Genomic DNA, 14,724 nt, shown 5'->3' on the forward strand with positions numbered 1-14,724 from the left:
GCTCCGGCCATCGTTGTTGCTTGCTGAATTGCTGTCCGAATTGCCGCCGGTCTCCCGTCTAATTCCCGCCACACCGCCTTGTCCCGGCCCTGCCGGGCGCGGTGGCCTGCCCCTGCGCCGCCTCGGTTTTGCCGTGCTGGCCGCGTGGGGCCTGGTCGCGTGCGCGCAGACCGGGGATGCGACCACCAGTGCCACCACGCCGCCACCCCGCATCGAACCGCACCCGGCGGTGACCGCGGGTCCGGCGCAAACCGCCCGGCCTGCCACGCCGGCCACGGCAGGCGCGGAGGACCCGCTGGCGGCGCTGATCGCCGGCGACGCGGCACCCACGGCCAGCGTGACCGTGCCAGCGGCACCGGCACCAGGCATCACGGGCGAGCCGGCGGCCCAGCCTGCCGTGCAGCCTGACGGCAGCGCGCCGGCAACCCTGGCCCGTACCAGCCCGGCTGCCGACCCCGACTTCGTCGGCCCGCCCGAACCGCCACCCCAGCCGCCGCCACCACTGGTGCTGTTCCCGCCCCGGCTCGGCCAGTTCCAGGCCGAAGCGCCCGCCCAGCCGGCGGACAGCGCCACCGGTGACACACCGCCGGATGCCCCGCCGGTACTGCACTCGCAGCTGCCCGCCGAGGACCCCGCCGGGGATTCCGTGTGGCGCCTCGGTTACAGCGGCCGCGCCGCGGCCGAGGAACGCCCGGCTACCATGCGCGCCTGCCCCGGCGGCGCGCTCTCCACCGGCATCGGCAACGGCCTGGCCTGCCGCAGCGCCGGCGAGGTCAAGATCCGCGAATCGGTGCTGGACCTGGACGGCGGTGCGCAGGTGATGCTGATCGCGCAGGCGCGCGGCACCGACGCCACCACGGTCAATGGCCGCCCCCAGGCGATCGATCCCTATGCCCTGGTGCCGCAGTTCTATACCGCCGTCAGCGGCCTGGCAGTGCTGGACGGCGCCACCATGTGGGCCGGCCGGCGCGACAATGCGCCGTTCCTGCTGTCGTCCGGCCTGCTGCCGCCCAATTCCACGGCGATGCGCTTCGGCGTGGACAACGCCAAGGTGATCGGCGATGTCGGCCTGAGCTACCAGTACACCGCGCGCGCGGACCAGAACGGCCAGAACCTGCCCAGCTACCACTCACTGCGCACCGCGCCCATCAACACCAACGAACAGGGTTCGATCCAGCTCGGCTTCACGCGGGTGGAGGCGCAGCCGCTGGTGCAAGATCCCGGCGGCGCATGGTGGGCGTCTGCGTTGCACGAGCAGAAAGGCGTGCTGTTCGGCACCAACCGGCTCGGGGTGCAGTTCGGATCGGGAGCGCGCAACGCCATGACCGGCTACACCGGCATGGGACCGGCACTGTCGCGCACGCGCGTGGCCGAATCGATGGAATGGAAGGGCCGCTCAGGGCTGAGCGGCGCGGTGGAGCAAAGTCTGCAGTTTGACCGGTCGCCGGTCGGCACGCTGCAGTGGACCACCACGCGCTTGCGTCCTGCTTACGTAGCGAGCAACCAGTTCCGCCTGAATTTCGAGGTCTCGCACGACCAGATCTCGTCCGGCTTCGGCGTCGGCGGCCAGCGCACCGCGCTGACCGTGGCGCCCACGCTGACACTGGGCAAGTCGGCGGGCAATGCCAACCTGCGCGCCTTCTACACCTATAGCCGTGCCAGCGACGTCGACGGCATCGGCTACACCGCGCCGGCCGACGCGTGGGCCTCGCAGCCGAGCGGCTCGATCTTCGGCGTGCAGCTCAATCGGCGCTGGTAGGGGCGCTGGCGGGCGCAGCGCGCCAGTCGGCCTGTGCCGTGGCAGCAGTGGCGGCCGCACCGGGTTTGCGGCACAGCCAGTGGAACAGCAGCGTGGCAGTCAGCCCGCCGCCGATCTGAGCCAGCACGAAGCCCGGCACGTCCTGCGGCCGGATCCCGGTAAAGGTATCGGTCAGCGCGCAGGCGATGGTCAGCGCCGGGTTAGCAAACGAGGTCGACGACGTGAACCAGTAGCCCGCGGTGATATAGCCTGCCACCACGAACGGCACCAGCTGCGGCCGGCTGCGCAGCGTTCCGATGCCCACGCCGACCAGGCCGAAGGTGGCCACGCACTCGCTCCACCACATTGCCGCGCCGGTGCGGCTCTGCGCCGACCAGGCCAGCGCCGGCTCGCCGAACATCGCATGGGCGGCCAGCACGCCGCAGATTCCGCCCGTCACCTGCACCAGCACATAGCGCAGCGCATCGCGCGGCGGCAGCGCGCCCTGCAGCAGCGCCGACAGGCTGACCACCGGATTGAAATGCCCGCCCGAGACCGGGCCAAGCGACACCAGCAAGGCCACCAGCCCGGCACCGGTCGCCAGCGAATTGGCCAGCAGCGCCAGCGCGGTATCGCCGGCGGCGAGGCGCTCGGCACGGATGCCGGAGCCCACCACAATCGCCACCAGCAGCGCCGTGCCCAGGCCTTCGGCCACCAGGCGGCGTGCGAGCGTACTCATCGCTGCGCTCCGTTGACGGCGCGCAGCAGCGATAAAGCGGAGCAACGAACGGGATACGAGAGCGACCGCGAGATCGCGGCAAAGGCAGTAAGGAAAACGTGCAGCGGCAAGATGGACAACGTCGCCTGAGACGACGCCTCGAACGGTGGCGGTTCAGTAGCAAGCCCGCGCACACGCGGTGAGCGCGGACGCGACAGTGTTCCGCTCGCGCACGGAGCGCGTCAATGCGTGGCCGCTTTGTTGTGTGCAGACGCGCGGTATCGAATCGCCGCGCGGGCCGCGGGCCGCGGGCCGTTACCGGTTGCTGGCCGCCAGCCGCAGGCCGAAGCCGACCAGCGCGATCCCGGCCAGTCGCGTTGCCAGCGTGCGCGCGAACGGCAGCGCCCGCAGCCGGCTGGCCACTGCGTTGCCCGCCAGCACCAGCGCCGCCTGGTAGGCTAGGCTGAGCACCGTGACGTGTGCCATCATCGCCGCCAGCGTGGCCGGCGACGCATCCGGGCGCAGGAACAGCGGGAAGAACGCGACAAAGAACAGCACCACCTTGGGGTTGGTCAGGCTCACCGTGAAGCCCTGGCGCAGGTATACGCGCGCTGACTTGCGCGGCTCGGGCACGCCGGCGTCCGCGGCAAAGCGTGTACGCAGCAGCTGCACGCCCATCCAGCACAGGTACGCGGCACCGAACCATTGCAAGCTGTGGAAAAGCAGCGGATTGGCCCGCATCACCGCCGCCAGTCCCGCCACCGCGGCGAGCATGTACCCGAGGTCGCCCAGCAGCGTGCCGCAGACCGCGCCCATGCCGGCCGCCACGCCATTGCGCGCGGTGGCGTTGAGAATGGCGATCGTGCCCGGGCCGGGGATCAGCTGGAACACCAGAATGGCGAGCACGAAGCTGGTGTAGTTCTGGATGTCGAGCATGGTGGCCTGGCAGTGTCGGATGCGAGCGCGGGATGCTTCGCTGCCGCCATGTTAGTGCAGCCTGGCCCATCGCGGCAAAGCGAATGGCTTCACGGCCGCAGCGCGCCTCAGCGCAGCAGGAACGCGATGTCCTCGACGCGGATCTGTGCCACCGGAATGCCCTTGCGGCGCTGGAACAGGATGTGCTGCTGCACGCGGCTGCGCTGCTCGGCAAATGCCGCGGGATCGATTGGCGTGCCCAGGCGCATGTAGTGCTGCACCAGCAGCTTGTAGGCGCGGTGGCGCACCTGCATGGCCTCGGTCTCTGCACGCAGCCGCCGGATCTCTGCCGGGCTGCGGTCGACCGCCTGGTGCAGCTCCTCGACCGTGCGCGCATGCAGCTCGCGGTAGACGTCGCGCTCGGCCTCCATCTGGTGCAGCTCGTCGCGCAGCGCGCGGATCTTGTGCTGCAGCTTCAGCGTCTGCGAGACCGCCTGCTGCACCCGCCCCGCCGCCCCCAGCGCGTGGCTGGCCGCGGCCATGGTGCTCTTCCACAACCCGCGCTCGTCGCCCGCAGTCTGCGGCGGCCAGCGGTTGTCCGTTCCGATCAACGTATCCATCAGACCCCCCAGTAAGAAAGTGATAGCCCTGGGCCGGATGTCCGCGTTATGGGTGCGGCTTGGCCGGCTCGGTCCACGCCGCCGGGCGGCAGCGCATCAGGGCATCGTAGAGATACATATATCGGCTGCCAAGTAGAAGATATTTACTTCTGGGTTGGCTGTTGCGCGTTGCTGGCGTTGAGTCGGGAAGTGTTTCGCCGTTGCGGCGACAGCACGGGGACGGGAATCCGGGCGCGTTTATGACTCTGCACCCCAATGCAAAAAGCCCGGCTGCGGGAGCCGGGCTTTTCTTGTTCTGGTGGCCTGGGACGGAATCGAACCGCCGACACAAGGATTTTCAATCCTCTGCTCTACCGACTGAGCTACCGGGCCAAAGAAGGGAAACTATAACTGGACTTTTTTGGTCAGTCAAGCGTCATGTGCGTCACTGCTCGGCCGGCTCGGGCTTGTTGCGGCCCAGTTCGACGCCGAGCTGCTTGAGCTTGCGGTACAGGTGGGTACGCTCCAGCCCGGTCTTCTCGGCCACGCGGGTCATGCTGCCGTGTTCGCGCAGCAGGTGGTATTCGAAGTAGGCGCGCTCGAACAGGTCGCGCGCTTCGCGCAGCGGCATGTCGAAGGAGAACTGCATCTCGGCCTCGGGCACGCGCGCGGGGTTGCCGTTGGGGGCGGCCTCGGCGGTGGCCTCGGGCACGCCGTCGGCCAAACCGGGTTCGGCCGACGGCGCCGCGGCGGGCGCGGCGGTGGCGGCCGTGCCGCTGCGCGGGCGTTCGATGCCGTGGGCCAGGCCCTGCTCGACCGCGGACAGCAGCTTCTGCAGTGCGATCGGCTTCTCAAGGAAATTGAGCGCGCCGATCTTGGTCGCCTCGACCGCCGTGTCGATGGTGGCGTGGCCCGACATCATGATGACGGGCATCGTCAGCTGTCCCTGCGCGGACCATTCCTTGAGCAGGGTCACGCCATCGGTATCGGGCATCCAGATATCGAGCAGCACGAGGTCGGGCGTACCCGCCGCGCGGTATTCGCGCGCTTGCAGCGCGTTCTCCGCGAGTTCAACCACGTGGCCTTCGTCGCTGAGGATCTCCGAGAGCAGCTCCCGGATTCCCATTTCGTCATCGACTACGAGGATCGTTGCCATACTTCCCCTCTTAACCCCACCGCAGCGTTCCGGGACCGGACGCCATTGTTGACTATGTCAGTTTAACGAACAGGATCGAGATCTGTGCACCGACGATCTCCGCACCTTCCATGCGATTGCGCAACTCGATTCGCGCGCCGTGTTCGTCAATGATCTTCTTTACCATCGCGAGCCCCAAGCCCGTGCCCTTGGCTTTCGTGGTCACATAGGGCTCGAACGCACGGCTCAGGATTCGTGGTGCAAAACCGGGACCATTGTCCGCAATGGTGAGCTTGACGGCCTGGCGGTTTTCGCCGGCAGAATCTTTGTATTCTACAGTCTCGGTGTGCAGAGTGATATGGGGCGCCGCCCTACCGGCCGCGACGTTCTCGGTGGCGGCATCCTGTGCGTTCTGCAGCAGGTTGTGGATGACCTGGCGCAACTGCGTCGGATCGCCCTTGATCTCGGGCAGCGCGGTGCCCAGCGTCGGATGGATCACCGGATGCTCGTGCACCGCGGGATCATCGATGCCATACAGGTGCAGCACCTCCGCCACCAGGCTGTTGAGCTGCAGCGACTGCAGCACCGCGGGCGGCGTGCGCGCGTAGTCGCGGAAATCATCGACCATGCGCTTCATCGCGGACACCTGGTTGACGATGGTGGCGGCGCCACGCTTGAGCACATCGGCGTCGGTGCCCTCGAGCTTGGGCGAGAGCTTCATCTGCAGGCGCTCGGCCGAGAGCTGGATCGGCGTCAGCGGGTTCTTGATCTCGTGCGCAAGGCGCCGTGCCACCTCGCCCCAGGCCACCGAGCGTTGAGCGGAAATCACATCGGAGATATCGTCGAACACGATCACGTAGCCGGGCTCATCGCGCTCGCCGCCGGGCAGGCGTGCGCCGCGCACCAGCAGCGTAAGCGGCTGTTCTTCGCCCTGCGGCAGCTCGATCTGCTTCTGCCAGTGCTCGGCGCCGCCCAGCACCTCGCTGGTGTTCTGGTCCGAGAAGGCCTGGCGCACGATCTCGCCGAACGGCCCCATGCCAGGAATCTGCTCCACCGGCAGGCCCAGCACCGCGCTGAGCGGCTGGCGGAAGATGCGCTCCGCGCCGGGATTGGCGGTAATCAGCACAAAACGGCGGTCGAACACCAGCACGCCTGCGGTCAGGTTCTGGAGCACGCTTTCCAGGTAGGCCTTCGATTGCTCCAGCGCGGTGCGGTTCTCTTCCACCGCCAGCCGCGCCTCGGCCAGCTGGCGCGTCATCTGGTTGAACTGCTGCGTGAGCATGCCGAGCTCGTCGCGGCTCTTCAGTTCGCGCTTGGGCGAGAGGTCGCCCTCGGCCACTTCCTTGGTCCCCTGCAGCAGCATCAGCAGCGGCCGCGCCAGCTGCCCGCCCAGCAGCAGCGCCAGCATCACCGCGATGAAGACGGCCAGGAACAGCGTCAGCGTCAGCGTGCCGATATACATCTTGCGCAGGCCGGTGCGGCCCAGCGCCTTCTCCTGGTATTCCTGGTACGCGCGCTGGACCTCGTCGGCATTGCGCGCGAGCACCGCCGGCACCGGGTGCAGCACCTGCAGGTAACGCTCTTCGCGCACGGTCTCGCCGACCAGCCCGAAGCCGCTCGACGGCGATTCCTCCGGGCGGCGCTCCACGGACAGGCCGGAGCCGGCCCAGCGCGGCGACTTGGCCAGCGCGCGCGGGGCGCTGCCGCCTGCCGCGTCAGTCTGTGCGGTGGTAGGGCTTGCGCCCAGTGGAATGATCACGCGCAGCCGGTACAGGTGGCTGCTGTCGGCGCGCTCGGTGCTCGGGCTGCCGTCACCTGACGGGTCGGTGCCGCCCTCCACCGCCGCGTAGCCACCGGCGAGCCGTGCCTGTTCGGCCAGCACGCCGGAAGGCAGGTCCGGCACCAGCGATGCATAGTTGCTGGACGCCGTGGCCAGCACGCGGCCGCTGCCGGTGAAGATGGCGGCTTCCTGGACCCCATACTGCTCGCGCAGGCGGTTCAGCTGCAGCGAGGTGGCCACGCCGGAGGCGCCGGCGAGCTGCTCGGCCATCAGGCGTGCCTTGACCTGCAGGTCGGCGAGCGAGCTGTCGATGGTGGCGCGGCCCAGGTTCAGGCCGGCCTCGAGCGCAGTTTCCACGCGCACGTCGAACCAGGACTCGATGCTGCGCGAGACGAACTGCAGCGAGACCAGGTAGATCAGCACGCCGGGCAGCACGCCCACCACGCCGAAGAACACGGCGAGCTTGGTCATCAGCCGCGTGCCGAACTTGCCGCGGCGATAGCGCAGCCACAGCGTCAGCGCCAGCGCACCCACGATCAGCACCAGCAGGGCGCCGATCACCAGGTTCACCTTGAACAGCAGCGTGAAATAGCGATCGAAGAATTCGGTGTTGGCCGATGCTCCGGCCAGCAGGCCCACCAGCACCAGCGCCAGGAAGACGATGATCCCGGCCACGACGCGGTACAGCACGCGCCGGAACCGGCTGTCCCACAGCGAGTTGTTCATGGCTGGCTCGATGCGGGCTGCACCAGCAGTGCGGGCGACAGTCCATACGACACCGTCTGCATGGTCAGGCCGCGCGAGTCAATGGCAGCGGCCGGCGCCGACGCAGGCGCAGGTACGGCGGGCGATGCCGGCAGCGCCGGCGATGCGGGGCCTGGGGCCGGCGCGGGCGGCGGCGGTGCTGCGGGCGGCGGCGGTGGCGGTGGCGGTGGCGGCGGTAGGTTCAGGTCCGTCGGCACCGTATAGGCAAAGCGCCGCCAGTCGGAGGCCAGGTTCCATTCACGCGTGTTGACGGCATTGATCTGGAACGGCTTGGGCAGTTGCGACAGGTCCAGCCGCATGCGCACTTCGGCGTGGTAGGTCTCGCCCGGCTTGACCGCATTGCGCTCGAACACGCGCCAGCCGCGCACGCGCTGGATGAACTGCAGCGCGCTCTTCAAGCGCGTGAATGGCAGCTGCAGGCCGCCGGTGGAGACACGGTACTGGCGCGTCAGCGGCTGGTACGACAGGCGCACGCTGCGGGTGGTGTTGACCGGCTTGTCGTCGAACCAGTACCAGCGCGAGCGCGAGAGCTGGAAGTCGACCGCGAAATAGAGGGAGATGCCCTTGTGCAATGCGTCTTCCAGCACGGGCGGCAGGTCGAAGTCGAAGCTGGCGGCAAGCTCGAAGCCGCCATCCTGGAATTCGATGCGCGCGTCGGTGGCCTCGATGACCTGTGCGCGCGCAGCGGGCGGCAACCACAGTAGCGAGGCGAGCGCCAGCACCAGTGCAAGCCACCACCGCGCCAGCAGGCCACGCCTGCCCGCGCCGCCGGGGCGCAGACGCGGGCACGCCTGGTCCGCGGCAGTGTCCACGTTCGTGTTCAACATGACGCGGAAGTCTGACAGGCGCGGCGTGCTCAGCATCGGATCAGATCAGGCGCGTTTCTGGAAGCGGGCGTAGAAGAAGCCATCGTGATCCGACGGCAGGCTGGTGCCGGCCGTGGCGTCCTTTTCGCCATTGGCGCCGGCTGCTTGCGTGGTATGAGTGCCGGGCAGCAGCTGCCCCGGCGCCTGCAATCGTATCGCATCTGCCAGCTGTGCACCAAACCAGCGCGCCTGCTCCTCGCCTTCCGTTGGGAAAATAGAACAGGTGACATAGACCAGGATGCCGCCCGGTTTGAGCAGCGGCCACAGTTGCGAGACGATGCGGCGCTGCTCGGTGATGAGCTTGGCAATATCGGTCTCGCGGCGCAGCCAGCGGATATCGGGATGGCGCCGCACAATGCCCGAAGCGGAGCACGGCACGTCGGCCAGGATGCGGTCAAAGAGCTGGCCGTCCCACCAGTCGGCGGGCCGGCTGGCATCGCCGACCACGATGCTGGCCTGCTTGCCCAGGCGCGCCAGGTTCTCGCCGATGCGGGTGGTGCGCTGCGGATCGCTTTCCACTGCGGTGACGTCGATATCGGCCAGTTCCAGCAGGTGCCCGGTCTTGCCGCCGGGCGCCGCGCAGGCATCCAGCACGCGCATGCCGTCGGCCACCTCGAGCAGCGGCGCGGCCAGCTGCGCGCCGGCATCCTGCACCGAGACCACGCCTTCGGCAAAGCCCGGCAACTGCGTCACCGGCACCGCGCGCACCAGGCGCACGGCCTGCGGGCCGACCACATGGCCAGCCAGGCCGGCGTTGGCAAGATCGGTCTGGTACTGCTGCACGGACACGCGCGCGGTGTTGACGCGCACCGTCATCGGCGGGCGCACGTTGGCGCTGGCGGCCAGGGCCATCCACTGGTCCGGGTAGGCCTCGCGCAGCATGCGCAGCCACCACGGCGGCAGGTTCCAGCGCGCCTGCTCGTCGCGGTTGACGTCGGCCAGCAGCGCCTTGCGTTCGCGCAGGAAACGGCGCAGCACCGCGTTGACCAGGCCGCGCGCATGCGCAGTCTTGGGTTCGGAGGCGGCGGCGCTGACCGCCTGGTCGACCACCGTGAAGGTGCTGTAGCCCGGGCGGCCGGCGTCCGCGTCCTGGCGCGCCTTGTCCGCGCTGTCCTGCTTGTCGCGCGGGCCCGGCGCGTGCTCCAGCAGCAGCGCCAGTGCCACGGCCAGCAGCGAATCGACCTGCGCGCCCGGCGGGCGCGTGACCAGCTTCGTCACCAGTGCGCGTGCCGTGCCGAACTGGCGCATGGTGCGATAGGCGATGTCCTGCAGCGCGCCGCGCGTGGCGGCATCGCGCACGCGGTCCAGGCGCAGCTGTGCGGCGGCGTCCTCGATCGCCTGGGGCAAGGCTGTGCCTTCGCTGACGGCGCGCACCGCGGTGGCGGCGCCAAGCATCTGGAAGGCAAGCGAATCGGGAGGCAGGCGCATATCGGTCAGGCAGCGGGTCAGGTGTTGGAATCGGGAAGCAGGCCGGCACGGGCACAAAAAAAAGCCCGCCGGTCCATGCGGAACAGCGGGCAGTTTACCCTGTGCGGGGGCCCTGCCCCGGATTTCCGGCCGCTCAGGCGGGATAGGTGCCGGTCTGGGCCATCTGCATCAGGCGCGCGATGCGCTCCTCGGTGGCCGGGTGGGTCGAGAACAGATTGGCGATGGCGCCGCCCGAGAGCGGGTTCATGATCATCATCTGCGCCGTGGCCGGGTGTTCTTCTGCCGCCTGGAACGGGATGCCCTGGGCGTAGCGGTGGATCTTGTCCAGTGCGCTGGCCAGCGCCTGCGGGTCGCCGCTGATCTCGGCGCCGCCGCGGTCGGCCTCGAACTCACGTGCGCGTGAGATTGCCATCTGGATCAGCGATGCCGCCAGCGGGGCCAGGATCGCCACGGCAATGCTGGCGATCGGGTTGCTGCGGTTGCCGTTCTCGTCGCGCCCGCCGAAGAACATTGCCATATTCGCCAGCGCCGAGATCGCACCGGCCATGGTGGCGGCGATGGTCGAGGTCAGGATGTCGCGGTGGCGCACGTGCGCCAGCTCATGCGCCATCACGCCGCGCAGTTCTCGCTCGGACAGCACCCGCAGGATGCCGGTGGTGGCCGCCACCGCGGCGTGCTCCGGGTTGCGGCCGGTGGCAAAGGCGTTGGGCGCGTCTTCGTTGATCAGGTACACGCGCGGCATCGGCAGGCCGGCGCGCTGCGCCAGTTCCTGCACCATGCCGTAGAACTGCGGCGCGCTGCCGGCGTCGACTTCCTGCGCGTTGTACATGCGCAGGACCATCTTGTCCGAGAACCAGTAGGAGAAGAAGTTCATGCCCAGCGCAAGCAGCAGCGCCATCATCATGCCGCTGCGCCCGCCGATCATGCCGCCGATGACGATGAACAGCGCCGTGATGGCCGCCATCAGCATGAAGGTCTTGACCCAGTTGAACATTGCGGTGATCTCCGTGTAATCGTGAGCCGCGTCCCGGGGGAAAAGCGGACGCGATGACCGTTAGATAGGGGGTGATACCCGAAAATTCAACGGCTGTTCAACGGTTTCAGGGGGAGCCGTGGCCGGTCGCGCCCGCCGGGCGGTTCCACCGGCACTTATGTTGCCATGTGCGGCAAAGGCCTGCCCGATCATGCCTGTGCGGCGCCGTTGCCGGGTACCGCGCAGCGCGTGCCCGGCGGCAGCGGCAGCCCTTGCAGGAACTGCTGCGCCGGCTGGCGGCGCCCGCCCGGCTTCTGCAGCTCGGTGACCTGCAGTGCGCTGCCCTCGCCGCAGGCGATGAGGACGCCGGCGGCGTCGGCCGCCAGCACCGTGCCGGGCAGATGCGGCAGGCTGCTGGCGGCGGCCAGCGGCACGGCCTGCCAGCACTTGATCACGGTATCGCCGACCTGCACCGTCGCGCCCGGGAAGGGGTTGAACGCGCGCACCTGGTTGGCCAGCGCCGCGGCCGGGCGGCGCAGGTCCAGCGGCGCCTCGTCCTTGGCGATCTTCTCGGCGTAGGTGACGCCTTCGGCCGGCTGCGGCGTGGCGGCCAGCGCGCGGCCGGCGGCCAGTTCCTGCAGCGCTGCCACGGTCATGCGCGCGCCCAGCGCGGCCAGGGTGTCGTGCAGCTTGCCGGTGGTGTCGTCCGGGCCGATCGGCACGGCCTCGCGCGTGAGCATGTCGCCGGTGTCCAGGCCTTCGTCCATCTGCATCAGCGTGATGCCGGTCTCGGCATCGCCCGCTTCGATGGCGCGGTGGATCGGCGCTGCGCCGCGCCAGCGCGGCAGCAGCGAGCCGTGGATATTCAGGCAGCCCAGGCGCGGCAGGGTCAGCACCTCGGCCGGCAGGATCAGGCCGTAGGCGGCCACCACCATCACGTCGGGGGCGGTGCCGGCGAGCGCGTCGATGGCCGCGGCGGCGTCTTCCGGGTACTTGCCCTGGCGGCGCAGCGAGCGCGGCTGCAGCACTGGTCCAAGGCCGCTGGCGGCGGCGAACTGCTTCACCGGGCTGGCCTGCAGTTGCATGCCGCGGCCGGCGGGGCGGTCAGGCTGCGTCAGCACCGCCACGACGGGAAAACCGGCGGCGTGGATGGCTTCCAGCGCGACGCGCGCGAACTCGGGCGTGCCGGCAAAGGCGACACGCAGGGGTCTGGCTTGGGACATGGCAGGTTCCGTGGCCTGAAGCAGAACCGGCCGCTATCGCGGCCGGTGCTTTTGTTCTTCGGAAGTCATAAAGATAACAGACCCCGCGCGGGTGCCGCGCGCTGGCGCCGGGATTCCGGGCGGGCTGTTACATCTTTGTGGCAGGACGCCGCTTACATGCGGGTGCGCTCGCGCTTCTGCAGCCTGCTCTTGATGCGGTTGAGCTTGAGCGGCGACAGGTACTCGACAAAGACCTTGCCGCGCAGGTGATCGATCTCGTGCTGGATGCAGACCGCCAGCAGGTCGTCGGCTTCGAGCTCGAAGCTTTCGCCCTTCTCGTTGAGCGCGCGCACGCGCACCCGGTCGGGGCGCTCGACGCGGTCATAGACCTCGGGCACCGACAGGCAGCCCTCTTCCCACACCTTGCGGTTGTCGCTGGCCCAGATGATCTCCGGGTTGATAAAGACCTGGAGCTGGTCGCGCGTTTCCGAGACGTCGATCACCACCACCTGCTCGTGCACGTTGACCTGCGTGGCGGCCAGCCCGATGCCGGGCGCTTCGTACATGGTTTCAGCCATGTCCTTCACCAGCTGGCGGATACGGTCGTCCACGGCCGCAACGGGTTTGGCAACGGTGTGCAGGCGGGGATCGGGGTAGGTCAGGATATCGAGTTTTGCCATGATGCTCAGGCGCAACGCCGGCTGCTGCCGGCAACCGGACCGCGTTGCGGCGGCCGGTGTTTACATGCAGAATCGGGGCGCAAGTACAAAAATTCAAGGCGCGCCGCAACAGGCGCGCTCTCCCGGGTCAATCCGGCCGAACCACCGGCCGGTCAGGAAAATGCGCGATCTTACCAAAGAACACCAGGCGGCGTCGGGCCGCAGGCTGCACGCGTTCACCCCTAAGTTTGCTTGTGCGTTGTTGAGTGCTGCTGGCTTCACTGCCGCGGCCACGCTTCCGGCCCTGGCCGCGGACCTGACGGTCACGCCGGCACAGCAGGCCGAAGCCCAGCGCACGGCCCAACAGGGTATCCCCGTTTCAGAACTGTCTCCCAATGCGCCGTCGCAGTACACCGTGCGCATGGGTGACACGCTGTGGGGGATCTCGGGCCGCTTCTTGCGCCAGCCATGGCGCTGGCCTGAGCTATGGGGCATGAACCGGCAACAGATCCGCAACCCGCACCTGATCTATCCGGGACAGATCCTGTACCTGATCCAGCGCGACGGCCGTGCCTGGCTGTCGACCACGCCGGGCGGCAGCGGCACGGTGCGCCTGTCGCCACAGATGCGCGGCGGCGCCGCCGATGGCGCCGCCATCCAGAGCATCGCGGCCGCCGATATCGAGCCCTTCCTGATCCGGCCGCTGGTGGTCGACCAGGACACGCTGGCCACCTCAGCGCGCATCGTCGCCGTGTCCGAGTCGCGCGTCATCCTTGGCCGCGACGACACCGGCTACGCGCGCGGCATCCCCGCCGACGCGCCGCAAGGCAGCGACTGGCAGGCCTACCGCCCGGTCACCCCGGTGCGCGACCCCGTCACCAATGCCGTGCTCGGCTACGAGGCCGAATACGAAGGCAACGTGCGCCTGGCGCGCGGCGCGCAGGGCCCGGACGCGGTCTCGACTATGCAGGTCACGCAGGCCAGGCAAGAGATGGGCGTGGGCACGCTGCTGATGCCGCAGCCCGCGCGCGAAGCGCTGCGCTACGTGCCGCACGCGCCCGATACGCAGTTCGACGGCCGCGTGGCCAAGGTCTATGGCGGGGTCGAGTTCGGCGGCGCAAGGCAGGTGGTGGTGCTCAACCTCGGCAGCCAGGCCGGGGTGGAGCCCGGGCATGTGCTGGCGCTGTCGCGCGCCGGCGAGACCGTGGCCGACAAGACCGACAGCAACCGCGCCATCCGCCTGCCCGACGAACGCTACGGCCTGGCCTTTGTCTTCCGCGTGTTCCCGGGGGTGTCGTATGCGCTGGTCACCGACGCCTCCAACGTGATCGCGGTCGGCGACCGGGCGACCTCGCCGCGCTGAGCCGGTCTTGGCGACATCGCAGGCGGCCCCGGCGGCCGCCGCTTCCCTTTGCCATGCCGGCGCTGCCGGCACTGGTCGAACGCACCCTCGCCTGGCTCGGCACACCCGGCAACCATGTGGTCACGATCGGCGACGACACCTACCCTGCCCGCCTGTTCGACCTGCCCGACCCGCCGCCGCTGCTATATATCAAAGGCGATCCCGCGCTGCTGGCGCGTCCTTCGGTGGCCATCGTCGGCGCGCGCGGCGCCACCGAGCAGGGCAGGCGCGATGCGCAGGCCTTCGGGCGGGCGCTGTCCGAGTCGAGGCTGGCGGTGGTTTCGGGGCTGGCGCTGGGCGCGTCGATGCCGCCGCCCATACCGGCGGGCTGCAGGGCTGCGGCGGTACCGTCGCTGTTACGGGTACGGGGGCCGGCCGGGTCTATCCGGCCGAGAACCTGGCGCTGGCGTACCAAGTGGCCCCGCGCGGCGCGCTCGGGCTCGCTGATCACCGCACGGCTTGCGGCGAGCTGGCGCGCGAGGTATTTGCGGTCCCGGGCTCGATCCACGCGCCGCTGTCAGCAGGCTGCCACCTGCTGATCCGC

12 protein-coding genes, 1 tRNA gene and 2 pseudogenes are annotated in these 14,724 nt (G+C 69.2%); 4 read left to right on the forward strand and 11 right to left on the reverse strand.

All coding sequences use genetic code 11. The annotated features are described in order from the left end of the window. The first annotated feature begins 133 nt into the window (after nucleotides 1-133). The gene (locus AC1Q7H_RS22355) at nucleotides 134-1,759 is read left to right on the forward strand and encodes a carbohydrate porin (protein ID WP_492381761.1); all 1,626 of its coding nucleotides are present in this window, start codon (nucleotides 134-136) and stop codon (nucleotides 1,757-1,759) included. Here the strand turns inward: AC1Q7H_RS22355 and AC1Q7H_RS22360 are convergent. The 11 genes from AC1Q7H_RS22360 to def form a co-directional block, all read right to left on the reverse strand. Then, nucleotides 1,743-2,477: an aquaporin gene (locus AC1Q7H_RS22360; RefSeq protein WP_013958435.1), complete on the reverse strand. Its 735-nt coding sequence runs from the start codon at nucleotides 2,475-2,477 to the stop codon at nucleotides 1,743-1,745. The two genes, AC1Q7H_RS22355 and AC1Q7H_RS22360, sit on opposite strands and share 17 nt — an antisense overlap. A gap of 294 nt (nucleotides 2,478-2,771) precedes the next feature. Beyond that, on the reverse strand, nucleotides 2,772-3,392 hold the full coding sequence (locus tag AC1Q7H_RS22365) for a LysE family translocator (protein WP_013958436.1): 621 nt from the start codon (nucleotides 3,390-3,392) through the stop codon (nucleotides 2,772-2,774). Nucleotides 3,393-3,499: 107 nt separating this feature from the next. After that, complete coding sequence (locus AC1Q7H_RS22370; protein WP_211980451.1) at nucleotides 3,500-3,991, reverse strand: hypothetical protein; 492 nt, start codon at nucleotides 3,989-3,991, stop codon at nucleotides 3,500-3,502. A gap of 296 nt (nucleotides 3,992-4,287) precedes the next feature. Next, a tRNA-Phe gene (locus AC1Q7H_RS22375) sits at nucleotides 4,288-4,363 on the reverse strand. A gap of 52 nt (nucleotides 4,364-4,415) precedes the next feature. Then, nucleotides 4,416-5,126: a response regulator gene (locus AC1Q7H_RS22380; protein ID WP_492381717.1), complete on the reverse strand. Its 711-nt coding sequence runs from the start codon at nucleotides 5,124-5,126 to the stop codon at nucleotides 4,416-4,418. A gap of 52 nt (nucleotides 5,127-5,178) precedes the next feature. Next, the gene (locus AC1Q7H_RS22385; protein ID WP_211980453.1) at nucleotides 5,179-7,611 is read right to left on the reverse strand and encodes a sensor histidine kinase; all 2,433 of its coding nucleotides are present in this window, start codon (nucleotides 7,609-7,611) and stop codon (nucleotides 5,179-5,181) included. Continuing rightward, nucleotides 7,608-8,513 (reverse strand): DUF4390 domain-containing protein, encoded by a 906-nt coding sequence (locus AC1Q7H_RS22390; protein WP_492381718.1) that lies wholly within the window; start codon nucleotides 8,511-8,513, stop codon nucleotides 7,608-7,610. Before AC1Q7H_RS22390 ends, AC1Q7H_RS22385 begins: the two co-directional genes overlap by 4 nt. Before the next feature lie 9 nt (nucleotides 8,514-8,522). Continuing rightward, a complete protein-coding gene (gene rsmB, locus AC1Q7H_RS22395; RefSeq protein ID WP_492381719.1) occupies nucleotides 8,523-9,944 on the reverse strand; it encodes a 16S rRNA (cytosine(967)-C(5))-methyltransferase RsmB in 1,422 nt (473 codons plus the stop codon). Between the two features lie 133 nt (nucleotides 9,945-10,077). Then, nucleotides 10,078-10,938, reverse strand: a complete 861-nt coding sequence (htpX, locus tag AC1Q7H_RS22400; RefSeq protein WP_013958442.1) for a zinc metalloprotease HtpX — start codon at nucleotides 10,936-10,938, stop codon at nucleotides 10,078-10,080. A gap of 188 nt (nucleotides 10,939-11,126) precedes the next feature. Next, nucleotides 11,127-12,140, reverse strand: a complete 1,014-nt coding sequence (gene fmt / locus AC1Q7H_RS22405; RefSeq protein ID WP_211980456.1) for a methionyl-tRNA formyltransferase — start codon at nucleotides 12,138-12,140, stop codon at nucleotides 11,127-11,129. Nucleotides 12,141-12,292: 152 nt separating this feature from the next. Beyond that, on the reverse strand, nucleotides 12,293-12,799 hold the full coding sequence (def, locus tag AC1Q7H_RS22410) for a peptide deformylase (protein ID WP_013958444.1): 507 nt from the start codon (nucleotides 12,797-12,799) through the stop codon (nucleotides 12,293-12,295). Nucleotides 12,800-12,959: 160 nt separating this feature from the next. Here def and AC1Q7H_RS22415 point away from each other — a divergent pair, with 160 nt between their 5' ends. The 3 genes and pseudogenes from AC1Q7H_RS22415 to AC1Q7H_RS22425 all read left to right on the forward strand — a co-directional run. Further along, on the forward strand, nucleotides 12,960-14,141 hold the full coding sequence (locus AC1Q7H_RS22415) for a LysM peptidoglycan-binding domain-containing protein (protein ID WP_211980457.1): 1,182 nt from the start codon (nucleotides 12,960-12,962) through the stop codon (nucleotides 14,139-14,141). A 53-nt stretch (nucleotides 14,142-14,194) separates the two neighbouring features. After that, nucleotides 14,195-14,416, forward strand: a pseudogene (locus tag AC1Q7H_RS22420) (DNA-processing protein DprA); the annotation flags it as partial. After that, nucleotides 14,351-14,712 (forward strand): annotated as a pseudogene (locus AC1Q7H_RS22425) (DNA-processing protein DprA); the annotation flags it as partial. The pseudogenes AC1Q7H_RS22420 and AC1Q7H_RS22425, both read left to right, overlap by 66 nt. Between the last annotated feature and the right edge of the window lie 12 nt (nucleotides 14,713-14,724).

The organism is Cupriavidus sp. GW823-FHT06D04 (genome assembly GCF_058795055.1).